Below are 15,527 nucleotides of genomic sequence, written 5' to 3'. Positions count from 1 at the left end.
GCAAATTTCCGCTAGGGGCGGCCTGATGAACACCTTGAGCAAGATCGAAAGCGCGATGCCGCTGCCCGTCACCGTCGATGACATATTGGCGGCGCGTGTGCGGATTTCGGGCGCGGTCGTGCATACGCCGACCCTGATCAGCCAGACGCTGTCCAACATGCTGGGTTGCAAGGTCTTTCTGAAATTTGAAAACCTTCAGTTCACCGCCGCTTACAAGGAGCGGGGGGCGCTCAACCGCCTGCTTCAACTGGACAAGGGAGCGAAGGAAAAGGGCGTCATCGCCGCTTCGGCTGGCAATCACGCGCAAGGCCTGGCGTACCATGGTCGCCGCCTGGGCGTGCCGGTAACTATCGTCATGCCGGTGACCACGCCAACCGTGAAGGTCACCCAGACGCAAGGTCATGGCGCCACCGTAGTCTTGCATGGCGAAAAGTTCGATGACGCCAGCACCTACGCGCGCCAGCTCGCCAAGGAGCAGGGCCTCACCTTCGTTCACCCGTTCGACGAACCCGATATCATGGCGGGGCAGGGGACGGTTGCGCTGGAAATGCTGGAAGACGCGCCAGAGATCGATACGCTGATCATCCCCGTCGGCGGCGGGGGCCTCTTTTCCGGTATGGCGACAGCGGCGAAGGCGATGAAGCCTGATATCCGGATATATGGTGTGCAGGCGGAGCTTTATCCGTCGATGTACTGCCACATCAAGGGATCGCAGCTGGTATGTGATGGCGACACGCTTGCCGAAGGCATTGCTGTCAAGGAGCCGGGCGAACTCACCCGCCGTTTTGTTGAACGGTTGGCTGACGATGTGTTGTTGGTCGATGAGCGGCATCTGGAGGAAGCGCTGAGCTTGTTGCTTCAGATCGAAAAGACGGTGGTCGAGGGCGCAGGCGCGGCGGGATTGGCCGCGCTGTTGATGCACAAGCAGTTGTTCACTGGGCGGAATGTGGGCCTGGTGCTGACCGGCGGCAATATCGACACACGTCTGCTTGCAAATGTGCTGCTGCGTGACCTTGCCCGATCGGGTCGGTTAGCGCGCCTTCGTATCATCCTGCAGGATCGGCCGGGTGCGCTTTTTCATGTCGCGCGCATCTTCGATCAGGAAGCGGTGAATATCCTGGAGTTGTCACACCAGCGCATCTTCACCAATCTTCCAGCCAAGGGATTGAGCCTGGACGTTGAGTGCGAGACTCGCGATGGGGCGCATCTGGAACGGCTGACCGCTGCCCTTCGTGCGGCAGGTTATGAGGTCGCCCCGATCGAAGTGGCCTGACCGGCCGCCTACGCGGGAGTGCGCATTTTTTTCGTGGTAAATGGACTTTTCATGGAAGGCTGCGGACGTCATAGTCTGCCCATGACTCAAGTTTGGCGCAGCGTTTTGACGGAGATCGTGGCGTGAGCGCACCATTTCGTTTCCCGCGCTTTTTCGTGACCAATCCCAGCCCGTGTCCCTATCTGCCGGGACGGAGCGAGCGGAAGGTTTTTACCGAACTTAACGGCGACAATGCGGCTGAGCTTAATGATGCCCTTGGCCGCATCGGTTTTCGCCGTAGCCAGAATGTAGCCTATCGCCCGAGTTGTGCCGATTGCTCTGCCTGCGTGTCGGTTCGCGTGGTCGCAGGTGAATTCACGCCCAACGCGACCCAGCGCAAGCTCATCCGCCGAAACAGCGACCTTATCGTGACCGCGTGCAAGCCTTGGTCGACCGAGGAGCAGTTCGAACTGCTTCAGCGTTACCTTCGCGCTCGCCATCCGGGTGGTGGTATGACCGAGATGGATGAGATGGATTTTGCCGACATGGTCGAGCAGACTCCCGTCGAAAGTCATGTCGTCGAATATCGCGAACCAGGTGAAAATGGCCGCCCTGGCAGATTGATCGGCGCCTGCCTGACCGATCGGCAGGGTGACGGGCTGTCGATGATATACAGCTTTTTCGACACAGAGCTTGAGCAGCGAAAGGGCTTAGGCAACTTTATCATTATGGATCACATCCTGCGCGCGGCGAAGGCAGGGCTACCCTATGTTTATCTCGGCTATTGGGTCGAGGGGTCGCAGCGGATGCAGTACAAGGTCCTCTATCGCCCCTTGGAAAAGTTAAGCCGCAGCGGTTGGATGCGTTTTGAGCCGCAGGAGCAGGCACAGGCAATTCGCGGTGTTTTACCACGGGATGAGCCGCCGTTGCCTATGGAACTGGCAGGCATATTCCGGAAATAGACTTATTGGCGGAAGCGATGAGGGAATAGGCGCTCACTTCGCCACCGTAAGGATCGCGGACGAACGCCCCCAGATAATGCCCATGTAGCTATCTACGCTAGTGCCCCCGATCCATCTATGATGGACTGCGGCTCTTACTCCCTTTCCAATCAAATTGGGGCGCGGAGCGGCGAAGCCATCGAGCTATTTACAGTTGCATTTGCGCCGCGCTGCATGGCTCCGATGGCCTGAGACCTCGCTCACATAGGTAGTTTTCGTTACTGTCGGCGTCACCACCACCGTGGTCGTTGTCGCGCCCGGAAAATAATATCCGCCAGCAAAGTAACCGGGCGCGTGCGTGGTGGTCACGACCGGCTGGACCGTACCGGTATGGCGCACGGTCGCCGGCGGGGGAGCATAGGCCTGAGCATCATAATCGACGCCGTAACTGCTCCGCGCCTCGCCTTCGAAACGGCCTTCATATTCGCCGCTGACCCTGCGGCCTTTGTCATCTGTCCATGTGCCGGTCCAGCGTCCCTCATATTCGTGAGGCGGTGGCGGTGAGCCGTCATGTGCGGTGACATCATCGTCATAAGGCATGCCGGGTTGCACGCCATTGCGTTCCTGACCATCCCAATCGATGCCGCTGCGATGGTCCCGTACGCGTCCCCGACGATCCACCATCACGGCGTCATCATAATAGCGGGACCAGGAATAGCCATTCATCGGGGCGGGCAGACCATAGCCGTGATAGTTGCCCAGGCGATAATAGGGATTTGACCAGTAAGCGGGCAAAACGTAACCGATTACGGGGCGCCTATAGGCCGCCCAACCGCCGGGCGCATGCCAGCCAGCATGCCAGCGTCCCTGAAAGCGCGGCCCCCAGCGATGCATGATCGATCCCGCAGGCATTCCCCCATGCCGAAGTCGAGGGCCGGTGAAGCTTTTGCCCATCACGGACGCTGCGATGCCTCCGGGAATGGCTTCGCCTGCTGCAGCCGGCACCGAAAGGCCAAGAGTGACGCTGGCGCTCGCCAGCATGATGCTCCAAGTCCGCATGCTAAAACTCCCCGTCGCGTGCAAGCAAGCCGTTCGCACAGCCCATTGTTAACGCTTTGTTTAGCATGATCATCTCCGGCGATCCACGCGCGGAAAGAAAGTAACTTGTCCCGAAACAGGTCAGTGTGTGTCAGGTGATACGCATTGCAATCCGTTCGACCAGCGCCTCCAGACCTTGCTGATCGACGGCGTCGAAGCGGGCCGGTATCGGACTGTCGAGATCAAGGACTGCAATCACACGATCCTCGATGCGTGCAGGAACCACGATTTCCGAAGCGCTTGCAGCATCGCAGGCGATGTGGCCGGGAAAGCTGTGGACATCGTCCACCAGTTGGGTTTCTGCCAGCGCTGCCGCCGTTCCGCAGACGCCCTTACCCAAAGCGATGCGTATGCAGGCTGGCTTGCCCTGGAAAGGTCCCAGCACCAGTTCGCCGTCCACCATGCGGTAAAACCCCGCCCAATTCAGATCCGGCAGATATTGCCAGATCAGGGCGGCAACATTGGCCATATTGGCGATCCCGTCCGGTTCTCCGCACGTTACCGCCTCAGCGGCCGAGAGCAGATCTTTGTAAAGCGCGCTCTTGTTGCCTGATGCAGGGGCGGAAAAATCAAACATCGCCGGTCATCCTTCCGATCTTCGCCGAGGTCGTCGTCAAGAACCCAGGTTGCTCCAAAAAGTGCGCCCTAATCCAATCGCACTTTTCCGCGTCCCTGCTTCACTGAACTTCGTGCTTTCTTCGCATCCACCCGGCGCGCCTTGGCGGCCTTTCCCGGCTTGGTTGCAACCCGCCGGGCGTCGCGCTTATGCGCCTGCACAATCATCTGGATCAGCCGATCGCGCGCGTCCTGTCGATTGGCCTCCTGCGTGCGGAAGCGGGACGCCTGGATCACGACTTCGCCGCCCGAAGTCAGTCGCGATCCTGCCAGTTCCTTCATCTTGCGAAAGGCATTGATCGGCAGGCCAAGTTTGTAGATGTCCACTCGCAACTGCACTGCCGTAGCGACCTTGTTGACGTTCTGCCCGCCCGGACCGCCTGCGGTGATGAAACGCTCCTGCAGCGCTTCTTCAGGAATATCAAAGTCCGGCATCGTCCAGATACTCAGGTCCAAACCCCGCCGTACTGAAGGTCACGGGCAGAGGAGCGGTTGCTTCGGCCGGAGCCTTGCCGGCGCGCGGCATGCTGAGGAAGCGGCTGTGCAACAGCATCGGTCCCTCGCCACTGCCATAGACCGGATCGCCTGCTATGCCAAATCCCATGCCATGCAGTGTATGGGCACGGATCTGGTGCGTTCTGCCGGTGCGGGGCGTAAAGATGATGAGCGCGCGACCGTCCTGCTCCGCCAGTTTGCGCCACTCGGTGACCGCCGATTTTCCATCTTTCGCGGCGATCATCCGCCAGCCCTTGGCTGCGCTGCTGACCTTTTTAAGAGAGAGTTCGATAGTTCCGGTCTCCGCATCCGGCACTCCCTCCACCACCGCGACATAGCGTTTCTGGACTGTCCCAGCCTCGAACGCGGCGGCATAACGCTTATGTGCCTTGGGGTTGCGGGCCAACAGCAGGCAACCGCTTGTGTCCCGGTCGAGCCGATGGACTGGCAGCGGCCAGCGTTGAAAGCCGAAGGTGAGCGAGGAAAGATGATTTTCCAAACTCAGCGATCCGTCGCGCGGCGCATCCACCGGCAGGCCGGAGGGCTTGTCCAGAATGATCGCTTCACCATCAATGAAAAGAACTCGGTCATGTAGCAAGGACAAGGGTTTGATCCGGACAAAGGGGAATGATTGACGCGCGCGCAGCATCCTATAGGGCGTGGACGCTATGGAGAACAGGGGGGACAGCACAGGGTCCACCTTCGCCCCGTCTGAATGGGTGCGGGGCGGCGGCCGACTCGAGTGGATTGATGTCGCGCGCGGCATCGGCATCATTGCCGTGGTGGTGGGACATGTATGGACGCGGGGCCCCTTGCGCGATGCGGTCTACAGTTTCCACATGCCGCTATTCTTTTTGTTGTCGGGATTTTTATCACGCCCACAGTCACCCAGACGTTTCGCGATAAGGCAGCTGGTTTCGCAGATGCGCCCCTATGCGGCATATCTCGCGCTGCTTTTTGTCGCGGACCAGGTTATCGAGCCGCTGAAAGGCAACCGCCCCATCTTTAACCTGCGGCCACAGGATCTGCTGCCTTTGCTGCTCGGCGGGTCCTGGTTGAGCGGCCCTTATACGATTTTCTGGTTCGTGCCTTGCCTGATGGTGTCCCGCATTCTGTTCAACGCACTTTACGTCCGTTGGCCTGATCCGCTTGATTGCCGCTGGGCCGTGGCGATCGTCCCCGCCTTTCTCGGCGGGTATCTGCTCGGGAAGTTGACCCAGGTGTCGGTCCTGGGCCTGCTTACCGTGCCTATGGGTTTGGCGCTTCTTTGGCTGGGCGCGATAGCGCAACGGGTGTCGTGGCGGCGGTGGATGTGGTGGCCTTTGACAATGCTGTCGCTTGCCGGGCTTTCTGGATTACTGCCGACGCTGAACATGAAGGCGGCGGATTATGGCATGCCCATGCTGTCAATCGCGTCGGGCGTTGCCAGCGCGCTGCTTGTCTTTCGCCTATCCGTGCGGATTTCTTCCTTTGCCGGATGGCTGGCTGGGGTTGGGCGCGCCTCGCTTGCGATCATGTATCTGCATGTCGCGGTCATCCACTATTTGACCCCGTATCTCGCCAAGCCCTGGTTGCTGCTTCATGCGCTGTTAGGCCCTATCGCCGCCTACTATATCTTCCGCGCCAGTCCATGGGGACGTAGATTGTTTCTTTGAGCCAAAAAAAGGGGCCGACGTCCTTATCTGGTTTGTCGGCCCCATCGTTGCGCCTTGCGACCCAAGGCTCAACCGCCACACCGAGAGGGGCGTGCAGCGAGTGTTTAACCGTGCAGCTTTGCCGCTGTTTCGGCGATACGCCGCCCCTGATAGCGGGCCCCGTCAAGTTCATCCTGATCCGGCTGACGGCTGCCGTCGCTGTCTGCGAGCGTGGTCGCGCCATAAGGCGCGCCGCCCCGGACTTTATCGACGCCCGTCTGACCAGCAAAGCCATAGTCCAGTCCTACGATCACCATCCCAAAATGCAGAAGGTTCGTGATGATAGAGAAGAGAGTGGTTTCCTGTCCGCCGTGCTGGCTGGCGGTAGAGGTGAACGCGCCTCCCACTTTGCCATTCAGCGCCCCTCGGGCCCAAAGGCCCCCCGCCTGATCGAGGAAGGCGGCCATCTGGCTAGACATGCGCCCGAAGCGAGTGCCGGTGCCGATGATGATTGCGTCATAATCCGCCAGCTCGGCTACCGATGCTACGGGCGCATCCTGATCCAGCTTGAACCCGGCGTTCTTTGCGACTTCCAGCGGCGCTGTTTCGGGTACTCGTCTGATATCGACTTGAGCCCCAGCCGCCGCAGCGCCTTCTGCCACCGCCTTGGCCATGGCCTCAATATGCCCATAGGAAGAGTAGTAAAGGACTAGAACCTTTGCCATGCGCGTTTCTCCAATTGATCTAATGCATTGATCCAAAAAAGATTTCTTTGAAAATGCGACCGCCCGCTTGTGGGAAGGGTTGAACAGAGCGGGCGTTCGCCAGGCTTATGCGCTATCGACCAGGACGATTTCGCTATCTTCGATTGCAGTCACGGTGATCGGTCTTCCGCCGATAATAGCGGCGCCGTCGCGACCTTCGAAAATCTGGCCATCGATTTCTATCCGCCCCGTTGCCGCGACAAGATAGAGGTGGCGCCCATCAGCGCTATTGTAGGTTACCGAAGCGCCAGCCTTCACCGTTCCACCCAGCAGACGAGTATCGGCGCGGATGCGCAGCGCCTCTCGGTCTTCTTCATAGCCGCTGGCCAGTACGACCAACCGCCCGGAACGATCATCCTTCGGAAACGGCTTGGCGCCCCAACTGGGTGCGCCGCCTGGCGCATTCGGGATGATCCATATCTGGAACAGCGTTGTCATTTCACTTTCCAGATTATATTCGGAATGGCGAATGCCCGTGCCGGCGCTCATTACCTGGACGTCGCCCGCTTCGGTGCGGCCGGTGTTGCCCAGACTGTCCTGATGGGTGATCGCGCCCTTGCGGACATAGGTGATTATTTCCATGTCGCGGTGAGGGTGCGGGGGAAAGCCTGTGTTGGGGGCAATCTCATCGTCGTTCCAAACGCGTATCGCACCCCATCCCATCCGGGCCGGATCATGATAATCGGCGAAGGAAAAGTGGTGACGAGCATTCAGCCAGCCATGGTCGGCATGGCCGAGCGACGCGAAGGGGCGACGTTCGATATGCTTTTTCACGCTCGTATTCATTGCGTTGCCTCCAGGAAGGCGGGAAGTGTTTCCCGCTTGCACTCCGTCAATTTAGCGTCAAAGGTCGTTTCTGAAATAGGCATCATTGAAACGGATTGTTTCCCCTATGCGACTTCCTGATTTCGAAGCCTGGGCCATTTTCGCGGCCGTGGTCGAGCACCGGAGTTTCACTGACGCCGCCAAGGCGCTGAGCGTTTCCAAGGCGACCGTATCCAAAGCGGTTACGCGCCTTGAACAACATCTGGATACCAGCCTGTTCAGCCGGACGAGCCGCCGACTTGCTCTAACTGAAAGTGGTAAGCGCCTGGCTGATCACGCGGCCCGCATTCTCGCCGAAGGGCAGGCGGCGGAAGAGGCTGCGCGGGATGACACCGCGGAACTGAGCGGCACCGTTCGTCTCGGCGCGCCCATGAGCTTCGGTCTGCTCCGCATTGCCCCGCTGATCGCGGCGTTCACCAAGCTTCACCCGGCGGTTAATGTGGATCTCCACCTTTCCGATGCCCGCATCGACATTATTGAAATGGGTCTTGACGCCACTATTCGGGTTGCCGACATGCCCGACAGTTCTTTGCGCGCCCGGCGATTGGCGGACGTCAACATGCATGTCATTGCTTCACCTGGTTACTTGGCGGAGCGTGGAAAGCCGACGCATCCGTCCGACCTCGGCGAGCATGATTGTCTTTGCTATGCCAATGTTGCGACACCCGATGTCTGGCGGTTCGGGGGGCCGGGGCAGCAAAATGTCACGGTCCAGGTGAGGGCGCGGCTCACGGTCAACAGCGGTGACGCGATGCTACCTGCCTTACGGGCGGGGGTCGGGATCGCCCAACTGCCCGATTTTATCGTCATGGATGGGCTGGCGTCGGGGGATCTTGAGGAAATATTGATCGACTGGCGGCCGCCGCCGATCGGCCTTCACTTGGTTACGCCGCCCTCTCGTTTGCGCCCGGCGCGGGTTAAGGCGCTGCTGGATTATATCGCGGAAAATCACGGTTGCTGATGATCGTTGCCTAGCCGAATCCATCTTGACTCGGGTGAATCAATTTATCGATAAAAACACGCGAAGTGATTCAAATATTGCGACTCGTGGATTTCTGCGGGTTAGCGAAAAATTAACCTTTGTCGTTCAGAAGTTTTTTGGTTAATGGAATGGAAGCAGACGCCGTTCTGAGGGGTTACGGATCTGCATTGGACAGAGGGGCTTCACATGCGCGTCCTGCTTATTGAAGACGAACCGACGACGGCCAAGGCGATCGAGCTGATGCTCACGACTGAGGGCTTTAACGTCTACACGACTGATCTGGGCGAGGAAGGCCTGGATCTGGGCAAGCTGTATGATTACGATATCATCTGCCTGGATCTCAACCTGCCTGACATGCACGGCTATGATGTGCTCAAGAAGCTGAGAGCGGCCAAGGTGCAGACGCCGGTGCTGATACTGTCCGGCATTGCCGAAATGGATAGCAAGGTCCGCTCCTTCGGTTTTGGCGCCGACGACTATGTGACAAAGCCTTTTCATCGCGAAGAATTGATCGCGCGCATTCATGCTGTAGTGCGCCGTTCCAAGGGGCATTCGCAGTCGGTCATCCGCACTGGCAAGCTCGCCGTGAATCTCGATGCCAAGACGGTAGAAGTGGACGGTAATCGCGTTCATCTTACCGGCAAGGAATATGCGATGCTGGAGCTGCTCTCGCTTCGCAAGGGCACCACGCTGACCAAGGAAATGTTCCTGAACCACCTTTATGGCGGCATGGACGAGCCTGAGTTGAAGATCATCGACGTCTTCATCTGCAAGCTGCGCAAGAAGCTGGCGCTGGCGTGTAGCGGCGATAATTACATCGAGACCGTCTGGGGTCGGGGCTATGTGCTGCGCGATCCCGACGAAGTGCAGGAAGTCGCCACAAAGGTGGCCTGACCGATTAGCTTTGGACAGGATATGTAGGCCGACGGTCTGTAGTGACCAGTCGGCCTTTCCTTTGCCGATATATGGGAAAGACCGGCGACCCATTGGATCGCCGGTCTGCCATTATTCAGACGGGGGGCAGAAGCAGGGCAGCCGGTGGGGAAGCCGCCCCGTTTGCGGTCAATCGCCCGCCTGACCGGAAGCCTCTCCGTTGCCTGAAAGCTGAGCTGCAGCCTCAACCGAAGCCGGGCTATTCAAGCGCTCGCGCGCATTTCCTGCCACATTACCTGCTGCGGAACCCGCAGTTTTGCTGGTCGCGGCGGCACGGTTGCGTGCAGCCTGCGCTGTGGCATTGGCTCGACCCTCAGCAGCGGCTGCCGTACTCGCCGCGCGGTCACGGGCTGCGCCTGCCGTCTCGCTGGCCCTGTCACGCACGTTGCCAACGGCACTGCCCACATCGTTAGTGCCTAACGTGTCGGCGGTCAGTCCACCGCTGGCCGATCCGCCGGTCGATGCGGATGCGCTGCCGCTGCGTGTTTTGTCCTTCCGGGTGACGGAGCCGGTCGCGTTGCCGTCAGCGCGGCCCGACCCAGAGCCATTGACGCTGGCGCGGCCATTTTCCAGATCCACGCTACGATCAAGACTGCCGCCCGCCGTTCCGCCGAGCGTTCCGCCAAGCGTGCCGCCGGCCCCGCCCAACGTGCCCCCGAGCCCCCACCCAGGGCACCGCCTCCACCGCCACCGAGTAACTGAGCCGATGAGGGTGCGGCTGTGACGGCGGCAAGGCATACCGTGGCAAGAATGAACTTCGCTTTCATCGATCGTCTCCTTTTTCGTTGTCGATCCGATGCCAAGACAACGGGAGCGCGATGCAGTTTCATCCCTTATAAGGAAAATTTTTTTGCAAGCCGCTGAAACCTAATCCTAATTTCTGCAAGCGTCGCAGATGATCCCGCGTCCATATCCCCTGCGACCCTTGGCCCCCGGTTTCGCTTCGGAGCGCAATGTGGAAAGATTTCCGGTCACGAGCAGCCGACCCGCAACCAGCGGAGCGGCGAAGGACGTACCCCGGACCGGCGATTTTCCGCCATCGACATTGGCCGCGTTCATGTCCGCGCCGGGTGCTGCAAAGTCCACATGTCGTCCGCGACCTGCTTCGGGCAATATTCGCCCGCGTCTGTCGATGCCTGTGACCGCCACGACTTCGGGATAGGAAGCCGGATAAGCGGGTGGCGCGGCAGGACCGTCATTGCCGACTGCCGCCACAACCGTCACTCCCTTGTCGCGCGCCAACCGGATCGCTCCGGCGAGCAGCGGGTTGTCGGGTCCGACCAGACTCACCGTCACGACCTTCACGCTGCGCGCCGCCATCCAGCCGAGCGCCCTGGTAATGGCGAACGCCCCGCCACCCGCCGGATCGTCGCCATAGACGTCCGCCGCCAGCAAAGGTGCGCCGGGTGCGGCGCCCCGGACGATGCCCGTCCCGCTGATGAGCGATGCGACCGCCGTTCCGTGCGAACTTGCCTTGGGCGCGCCGCGAGCGAAGCCGCGTTGCTCGATGCCGCCAGTCAGTGAAGGATGATGGGCCACCCCGCCATCGATAAGCCCAGCAGCGCGACTGCCTACAGCCACAGTGCTTGCGAGCGTTGCTGCAGCCGCCATCGTGCGATCACCACTGGAGAAATAGAGATTGTCTGCGCTGACCTCTGCCTCGGGTGCTATTGAGCGCACCTGCTTCATCGCACGAAGCAGGCTGTAGCCCTGTGGCACGATAAGCCGAGAGACGCTGAGATTGATACCTTCGACGGCTTCGCTTGCCACACCGTAACCTGCGCGGCGCAGCGCTTCGATGCTGGTGAGTTTGGCGCCGGTGAGCAGAATAACTCCGCGTCGCGCAGGTTGCCCCCGGTCGTCCAGTTCGACGCTGTCGCCGTGCCGTCGCAGCAGTTGCGTTATCCGCGCTGCTCGCGTAGCAGCCAGCCGTTGGGTAAGCCGCGTCGGGGACAGGCCGCTCCCCTCCAAGTCGTTCTCAGCCTGATCAACGATCCCAGGGAGTACGCCGCCAACCTGACCCAGCGTGCTGCCGGGGGAGGGCAGGAGCTGCGCATGCGCGCCCGGTCCCGAAAGTAGGAGGCTGGCGGCGATACAAGGGGGTGTCCATTTCATCCCGATCTCATTTTCCTTGAACCGCGCAAAAAAGAGAGTTGATGCGTCTTTACGCCTGTTAAATGCGTCATCACGCAAAATATTCCGATAAATTATGCTTCATGGGATGAAACGGTCGAGCAGAGGCGTTTCATCCCATGAACATGGAATGGAGACCGAATGTCGTTCGAAAGCGATCTGCTGGGAATCCTGCCTCGACTGCGACGCTTTGCCGTCAGTTTGTCCCGTGACCGTTTCGATGCGGATGATCTTTTGCAGACGACCGTGGAACGGGCCTTGCGCGCACGGACCCAATGGCAGCCGGGGACGAGACTGGATAGCTGGATGTATCGGATCATGCGCAACCTGTGGATCGACGAGGGCCGATCGCGGCAGCGGGTAGCCCGGACATTTGCTCCTGAAGCTGCGGGCGAGAATGTTGGCCATGCGGGCGACCAGGATGTGGAGGCGCATGTGATGTTGTCCGATGTAGATCGCGCCATGCAGGCTCTGCCGGATGAGCAGCGCGAGGCCATTGCCCTCGTGCTGGTGGAAGGGCTGTCCTACAAGGAGGCCGCCGGGATTTTGGGGGTGCCGATGGGTACGTTGACGTCACGGCTCGTAAGGGGGCGGGGCGCTTTGATCGAAATGCTGGGGGAAGCCGCATGACCGACATTGATGAGGCCATGTTGATCGCGTGGGTTGATGGTGAACTCGACGATGTAACGCGCCGACGGGTGGAGCGCGCCGTGGCGGATGACCCCGCGCTTGCAGCACGACTGGAAATGCATCGCCGCCTGCGGCAGCGCATCAGCGGTCATTATGCGCCTGTTGCAGCTGAACCATTGCCGACATCCCTCCATATGCTGTTGAGCGATAGCGCCAAAGTGGCGCCTCTCACTCGTCCGATGGCGGTACGCTGGCGCAATTGGGGGATAGGTGGAGCTATCGCGGCCAGCCTGATCCTGGGCCTTGGCATTGGCCGAATGTCCGGCGGACTATCCGGGCCTGTCGCCGTCACCAATGACGGCATGGTGGCAAAGGGCTTACTAGCATCAGCCCTCGACACCCAACTTGCTTCGGCTCAGGAAGGCGCGCCGATCCGTATCGGACTTAGCTTTCGGCGTGAAGGCGGGGGGTGGTGCAGGAGTTTCGAGGGGCGCTCCATTTCGGGCGTCGCCTGCCGCGAGGGCCAGGGTTGGCAGGTTCGGCAACTGATCTCTGGCCAGCGGTCGGCGGCGGACTATCGGCAGGCGTCATCTGACGATTCCCGTATCCTAGCCACCGTCGATGCTCTGATGGAGGGTGCCCCCGCCGATGCCGTGCAGGAGAAGGCAGCAAGGGCAAAGGGCTGGCGCTGAACCGTTCGCATAGGCGAACGGCAAAGCAGGGCTTATCAGGTTTGCAAAAACCACCGCTCCGTTCCTTGAAGGCCAATCGCAGTCAACACGCCGCTGCGCCAAGCGCCAGTGTCTATTCCGATGCGGTTGGACCGTTCATCTACGCTAGCGGTGATGCTGTGGCCGTGCACTACCATATAGCCGTGATCGCGGCGATGCCTGAGGAAATCGCCGCGAATCCAATGCAAATCCGCTACCGTTTGTGCGTCCAGCGGCACTCGTGGCCTGATCCCTGCGTGGACGAACAGATAGTGGCCTATAGCCAGCATATCATCAAAGCCATGAATGAAATCGACATGAGCGCGCGGTATATTGTTGAGCATCCAGTATGCCAGTTCTTCGCTCGACATCCCCTCGGACAGGTTGATGCTCAATCCGTAGCTGGCGAGTGTAGAAGCGCCGCCTATCCGCCTGAAATAGTCTGCGGATCGGGCAGATCCTTGAGCTGCATCGATGAACAATTCCTCGTGATTGCCCTTGATGATGTGAACCTTGTCGGTCGCATGCCGCAGAGCCATTGCACGTTCCACCACCTGCGCGGATTGCGGACCTCGGTCGATCAGATCGCCTAGCAGGACAAGGTGGCAAGGCAGGGTGGGGCGACCAGCATCGTCTTGATCGATGATGTCCAGCAGACGGTCGAACAGGTCCAGGCGGCCGTGGATGTCGCCTATCGCATAGACGCGCCTATCCTCGCCGATACTGGGCAGTGTTTTTGGCTTCTGGTTCCAGAACGGAATTTTCAGCATGAAGGGCGGCGCGGAATAACCATCGCCGCCATTCTGCCACGTTTGTCAGAGTCGGGGCAATGTGACGCCCTGTTGCCCCATATATTTGCCTGCGCGATCGGCATAGCTGGTCTCGCAGGGCTCATTGCCCTTGAGAAAAAGGAACTGGCATGCGCCCTCATTGGCGTAGATTTTTGCGGGCAAGGGCGTCGTGTTGGAAAATTCCAAGGTCACATGACCTTCCCAGCCGGGTTCCAGCGGGGTGACGTTCACGATGATGCCGCAGCGGGCATAGGTGGATTTGCCAAGGCAGATCACAAGCACGTCCCGCGGCACCCGGAAATATTCGACCGTTCGCGCCAAGGCGAAGCTATTGGGCGGGATGATGCAGCAATCGGTTTTGCGATCGACAAAGCTGTTGGCGGCGAAGTCTTTGGGATCGACTACGGCGCTATCGACATTGGTGAAGATCTTGAACTCGTCGGCCACCCGCGCATCGTAGCCGTAAGAGGAAAGGCCGTAGCTGATGCAGCCATCCCGCCGCTGGCTTTCGACAAAGGGCTCGATCATCGCATGGGAGAGGGCTTGTTCGCGAATCCACTTATCCGACAAGATCGACATGGCTATTCTTAACTCTTACTATAAGGATCTAGCCCCAAATCGTTGGGACCAAAGGAAAAAGGAAGCAGTTCAGCGATGCTGTGTTCAACCACAGAATCGCCGCTCGACGCGGCACAATAGACGGCGATCCGTCGCCCCGCCACCTGCTCCGCCTCGGCCAGTATCTGACGGCACCGCCCGCACGGCGTTATGGGAGCGCTGTCACCGCCCACCACTGCGATGGCGACCACATCGATGATCCGTCCCTGCGCGTTCGCAGCGGCCAACGCCACTGTTTCAGCACAGAGCGACAGACCATAACTGGCATTTTCGAAGTTTGCGCCAACGATGACATCACCGTTAGTTAGCCGCACGGCAGCCCCAACGGCAAAGCGACTGTATGGCGCGTAGGCGTTTTTCCGGGCCGCGCGCGCGGCCTCGATCAACCGTTTGACGTCGCCTTCCCCCATCATGGCGCCACCACAGCCCACCGTACTGGTCCATGGACCCCGTCGATATGCCGCATATCATTGGCTGTCCACATCACCCACCTGCGCGTCGCATAATCGGGCGGGAAGAAATTGCCGTCCAGCCACAGGGTCCGGTTGATGCCAGATGCGATGTCATATTCTGCCTCGAAGTCATTGGAAACATTGATTAGAGCAGACTTTCCGGCGTTGCTTTCGATCAAGTTCACCAATGTATTCAGTTCGGACAAAAGCGCATCGCGTCCGGGACGCGTATTGCAGGATGGATCGAACGCCAGCCTTATCACCGGGGGCAGTGCGGCGTTGTCACGGGGCACAGTGGTGATGAAACCTGTTGCCTGCTCCGCAGCGCGCCTGCACAGGCTGAAATCCAGTAGCGCACCATAGCGTAGCCCGGACGACCGCGCCGCTGACCAGTTGCGGGCAAATGCAGGATCGCGGCCATCGGCTCCCCTAGCCGCGCGAATATAGGCGAAGTCCGCGCCATTGGCCGCCAAAGTACCCCAATCGATGGCGCCATCGTCCGCCGTTACTGCTACGCCTTGTACAGGATAGACATTTCGTCCCGGCGCCCAGTGGCAGGCGTAGGCCCACAAAGCCGCCCCTACCATGGCGACCACGATCGCGCCCACAATGATGCGGACCAGATACTGGCCTGAAGAATGCTGGCGGATGACC

General features: G+C 59.9%; 19 protein-coding genes. 7 read left to right on the top strand and 12 right to left on the bottom strand.

Features of this window, described 5'->3' with window-relative positions:
• Positions 1 to 25: 25 nt before the first annotated feature.
• Together B6S01_RS02765 and B6S01_RS02760 are read left to right on the top strand one after the other, a co-directional pair.
• Positions 26 to 1,273: a threonine ammonia-lyase gene (locus B6S01_RS02765; protein ID WP_037466244.1), complete on the top strand. Its 1,248-nt coding sequence runs from the start codon at positions 26 to 28 to the stop codon at positions 1,271 to 1,273.
• A gap of 122 nt (positions 1,274 to 1,395) precedes the next feature.
• Positions 1,396 to 2,214 carry an arginyltransferase gene (locus B6S01_RS02760; protein ID WP_037466299.1) on the top strand — a complete coding sequence of 273 codons (819 nt, stop codon included), beginning with the start codon at positions 1,396 to 1,398 and terminating at the stop codon, positions 2,212 to 2,214.
• Between the two features lie 183 nt (positions 2,215 to 2,397).
• Here the strand turns inward: B6S01_RS02760 and B6S01_RS02755 are convergent, their stop codons facing one another.
• From B6S01_RS02755 to B6S01_RS02740, 4 genes are all read right to left on the bottom strand, one after another.
• Positions 2,398 to 3,252 (bottom strand): RcnB family protein, encoded by an 855-nt coding sequence (locus tag B6S01_RS02755; RefSeq protein ID WP_037466242.1) that lies wholly within the window; start codon positions 3,250 to 3,252, stop codon positions 2,398 to 2,400.
• 130 nt (positions 3,253 to 3,382) lie between these two features.
• Entirely contained in the window at positions 3,383 to 3,868 is a 486-nt protein-coding gene (locus B6S01_RS02750) for a GAF domain-containing protein (RefSeq protein WP_037466240.1), read from the bottom strand.
• 68 nt (positions 3,869 to 3,936) lie between these two features.
• Positions 3,937 to 4,341 (bottom strand): alternative ribosome rescue aminoacyl-tRNA hydrolase ArfB, encoded by a 405-nt coding sequence (gene arfB, locus B6S01_RS02745; protein WP_037466238.1) that lies wholly within the window; start codon positions 4,339 to 4,341, stop codon positions 3,937 to 3,939.
• The gene (locus B6S01_RS02740) at positions 4,328 to 5,005 is read right to left on the bottom strand and encodes an RluA family pseudouridine synthase (protein ID WP_037466297.1); all 678 of its coding nucleotides are present in this window, start codon (positions 5,003 to 5,005) and stop codon (positions 4,328 to 4,330) included. The genes arfB and B6S01_RS02740 overlap by 14 nt, the downstream gene beginning before the upstream one ends.
• Positions 5,006 to 5,069: 64 nt before the next feature.
• On the opposite strand from B6S01_RS02740, the gene B6S01_RS02735 reads away from it, so the two are divergent.
• Positions 5,070 to 6,056, top strand: coding sequence for an acyltransferase family protein (locus B6S01_RS02735; RefSeq protein ID WP_081570263.1), 987 nt, complete (start codon positions 5,070 to 5,072; stop codon positions 6,054 to 6,056).
• 104 nt (positions 6,057 to 6,160) lie between these two features.
• On the opposite strand, the gene wrbA is transcribed toward B6S01_RS02735, so the two are convergent.
• Together wrbA and B6S01_RS02725 are read right to left on the bottom strand one after the other, a co-directional pair.
• Positions 6,161 to 6,760: an NAD(P)H:quinone oxidoreductase gene (gene wrbA / locus B6S01_RS02730; protein WP_037466236.1), complete on the bottom strand. Its 600-nt coding sequence runs from the start codon at positions 6,758 to 6,760 to the stop codon at positions 6,161 to 6,163.
• A 105-nt stretch (positions 6,761 to 6,865) separates the two neighbouring features.
• Positions 6,866 to 7,585 carry a pirin family protein gene (locus B6S01_RS02725; RefSeq protein WP_037466234.1) on the bottom strand — a complete coding sequence of 240 codons (720 nt, stop codon included), beginning with the start codon at positions 7,583 to 7,585 and terminating at the stop codon, positions 6,866 to 6,868.
• Between the two features lie 106 nt (positions 7,586 to 7,691).
• Here B6S01_RS02725 and B6S01_RS02720 point away from each other — a divergent pair, with 106 nt between their 5' ends.
• Positions 7,692 to 8,585, top strand: a complete 894-nt coding sequence (locus B6S01_RS02720; RefSeq protein WP_037466232.1) for a LysR family transcriptional regulator — start codon at positions 7,692 to 7,694, stop codon at positions 8,583 to 8,585.
• Between the two features lie 207 nt (positions 8,586 to 8,792).
• Positions 8,793 to 9,500 (top strand): response regulator transcription factor CtrA, encoded by a 708-nt coding sequence (gene ctrA, locus B6S01_RS02715; RefSeq protein ID WP_037466230.1) that lies wholly within the window; start codon positions 8,793 to 8,795, stop codon positions 9,498 to 9,500.
• 168 nt (positions 9,501 to 9,668) lie between these two features.
• Here the strand turns inward: ctrA and B6S01_RS02710 are convergent, their stop codons facing one another.
• The gene (locus B6S01_RS02710) at positions 9,669 to 10,187 is read right to left on the bottom strand and encodes a hypothetical protein (protein WP_322788860.1); all 519 of its coding nucleotides are present in this window, start codon (positions 10,185 to 10,187) and stop codon (positions 9,669 to 9,671) included.
• A 225-nt stretch (positions 10,188 to 10,412) separates the two neighbouring features.
• Entirely contained in the window at positions 10,413 to 11,654 is a 1,242-nt protein-coding gene (locus B6S01_RS02705) for a S8 family serine peptidase (RefSeq protein WP_037463171.1), read from the bottom strand.
• A 159-nt stretch (positions 11,655 to 11,813) separates the two neighbouring features.
• Between B6S01_RS02705 and B6S01_RS02700 the strand changes: the two genes are divergently transcribed.
• Together B6S01_RS02700 and B6S01_RS02695 are read left to right on the top strand one after the other, a co-directional pair.
• Positions 11,814 to 12,302, top strand: a complete 489-nt coding sequence (locus tag B6S01_RS02700) for a sigma-70 family RNA polymerase sigma factor (RefSeq protein WP_037463169.1) — start codon at positions 11,814 to 11,816, stop codon at positions 12,300 to 12,302.
• Positions 12,299 to 12,994, top strand: a complete 696-nt coding sequence (locus B6S01_RS02695) for an anti-sigma factor family protein (protein ID WP_037463167.1) — start codon at positions 12,299 to 12,301, stop codon at positions 12,992 to 12,994. Before B6S01_RS02700 ends, B6S01_RS02695 begins: the two co-directional genes overlap by 4 nt.
• A 35-nt stretch (positions 12,995 to 13,029) precedes the next feature.
• On the opposite strand, the gene B6S01_RS02690 is transcribed toward B6S01_RS02695, so the two are convergent.
• The 4 genes from B6S01_RS02690 to B6S01_RS02675 are packed head-to-tail and all read right to left on the bottom strand — an operon-like array spanning position 13,030 to position 15,460.
• Positions 13,030 to 13,782 (bottom strand): metallophosphoesterase family protein, encoded by a 753-nt coding sequence (locus tag B6S01_RS02690; protein ID WP_051908059.1) that lies wholly within the window; start codon positions 13,780 to 13,782, stop codon positions 13,030 to 13,032.
• Positions 13,783 to 13,827: 45 nt separating this feature from the next.
• On the bottom strand, positions 13,828 to 14,382 hold the full coding sequence (gene dcd / locus B6S01_RS02685; protein ID WP_037463165.1) for a dCTP deaminase: 555 nt from the start codon (positions 14,380 to 14,382) through the stop codon (positions 13,828 to 13,830).
• Positions 14,383 to 14,390: 8 nt separating this feature from the next.
• Entirely contained in the window at positions 14,391 to 14,834 is a 444-nt protein-coding gene (locus B6S01_RS02680; protein WP_037463162.1) for a cytidine deaminase, read from the bottom strand.
• A complete protein-coding gene (locus tag B6S01_RS02675) occupies positions 14,831 to 15,460 on the bottom strand; it encodes a GH25 family lysozyme (protein WP_051908061.1) in 630 nt (209 codons plus the stop codon). The genes B6S01_RS02680 and B6S01_RS02675 overlap by 4 nt, the downstream gene beginning before the upstream one ends.
• Positions 15,461 to 15,527: the final 67 nt, after the last annotated feature.

It is taken from the genome of Sphingobium herbicidovorans (assembly GCF_002080435.1).
Classification (GTDB): domain Bacteria; phylum Pseudomonadota; class Alphaproteobacteria; order Sphingomonadales; family Sphingomonadaceae; genus Sphingobium; species Sphingobium herbicidovorans.
Note: the sequence above shows the minus strand (reverse complement) of the source record. Positions and strands in the feature narration are given on the sequence as shown.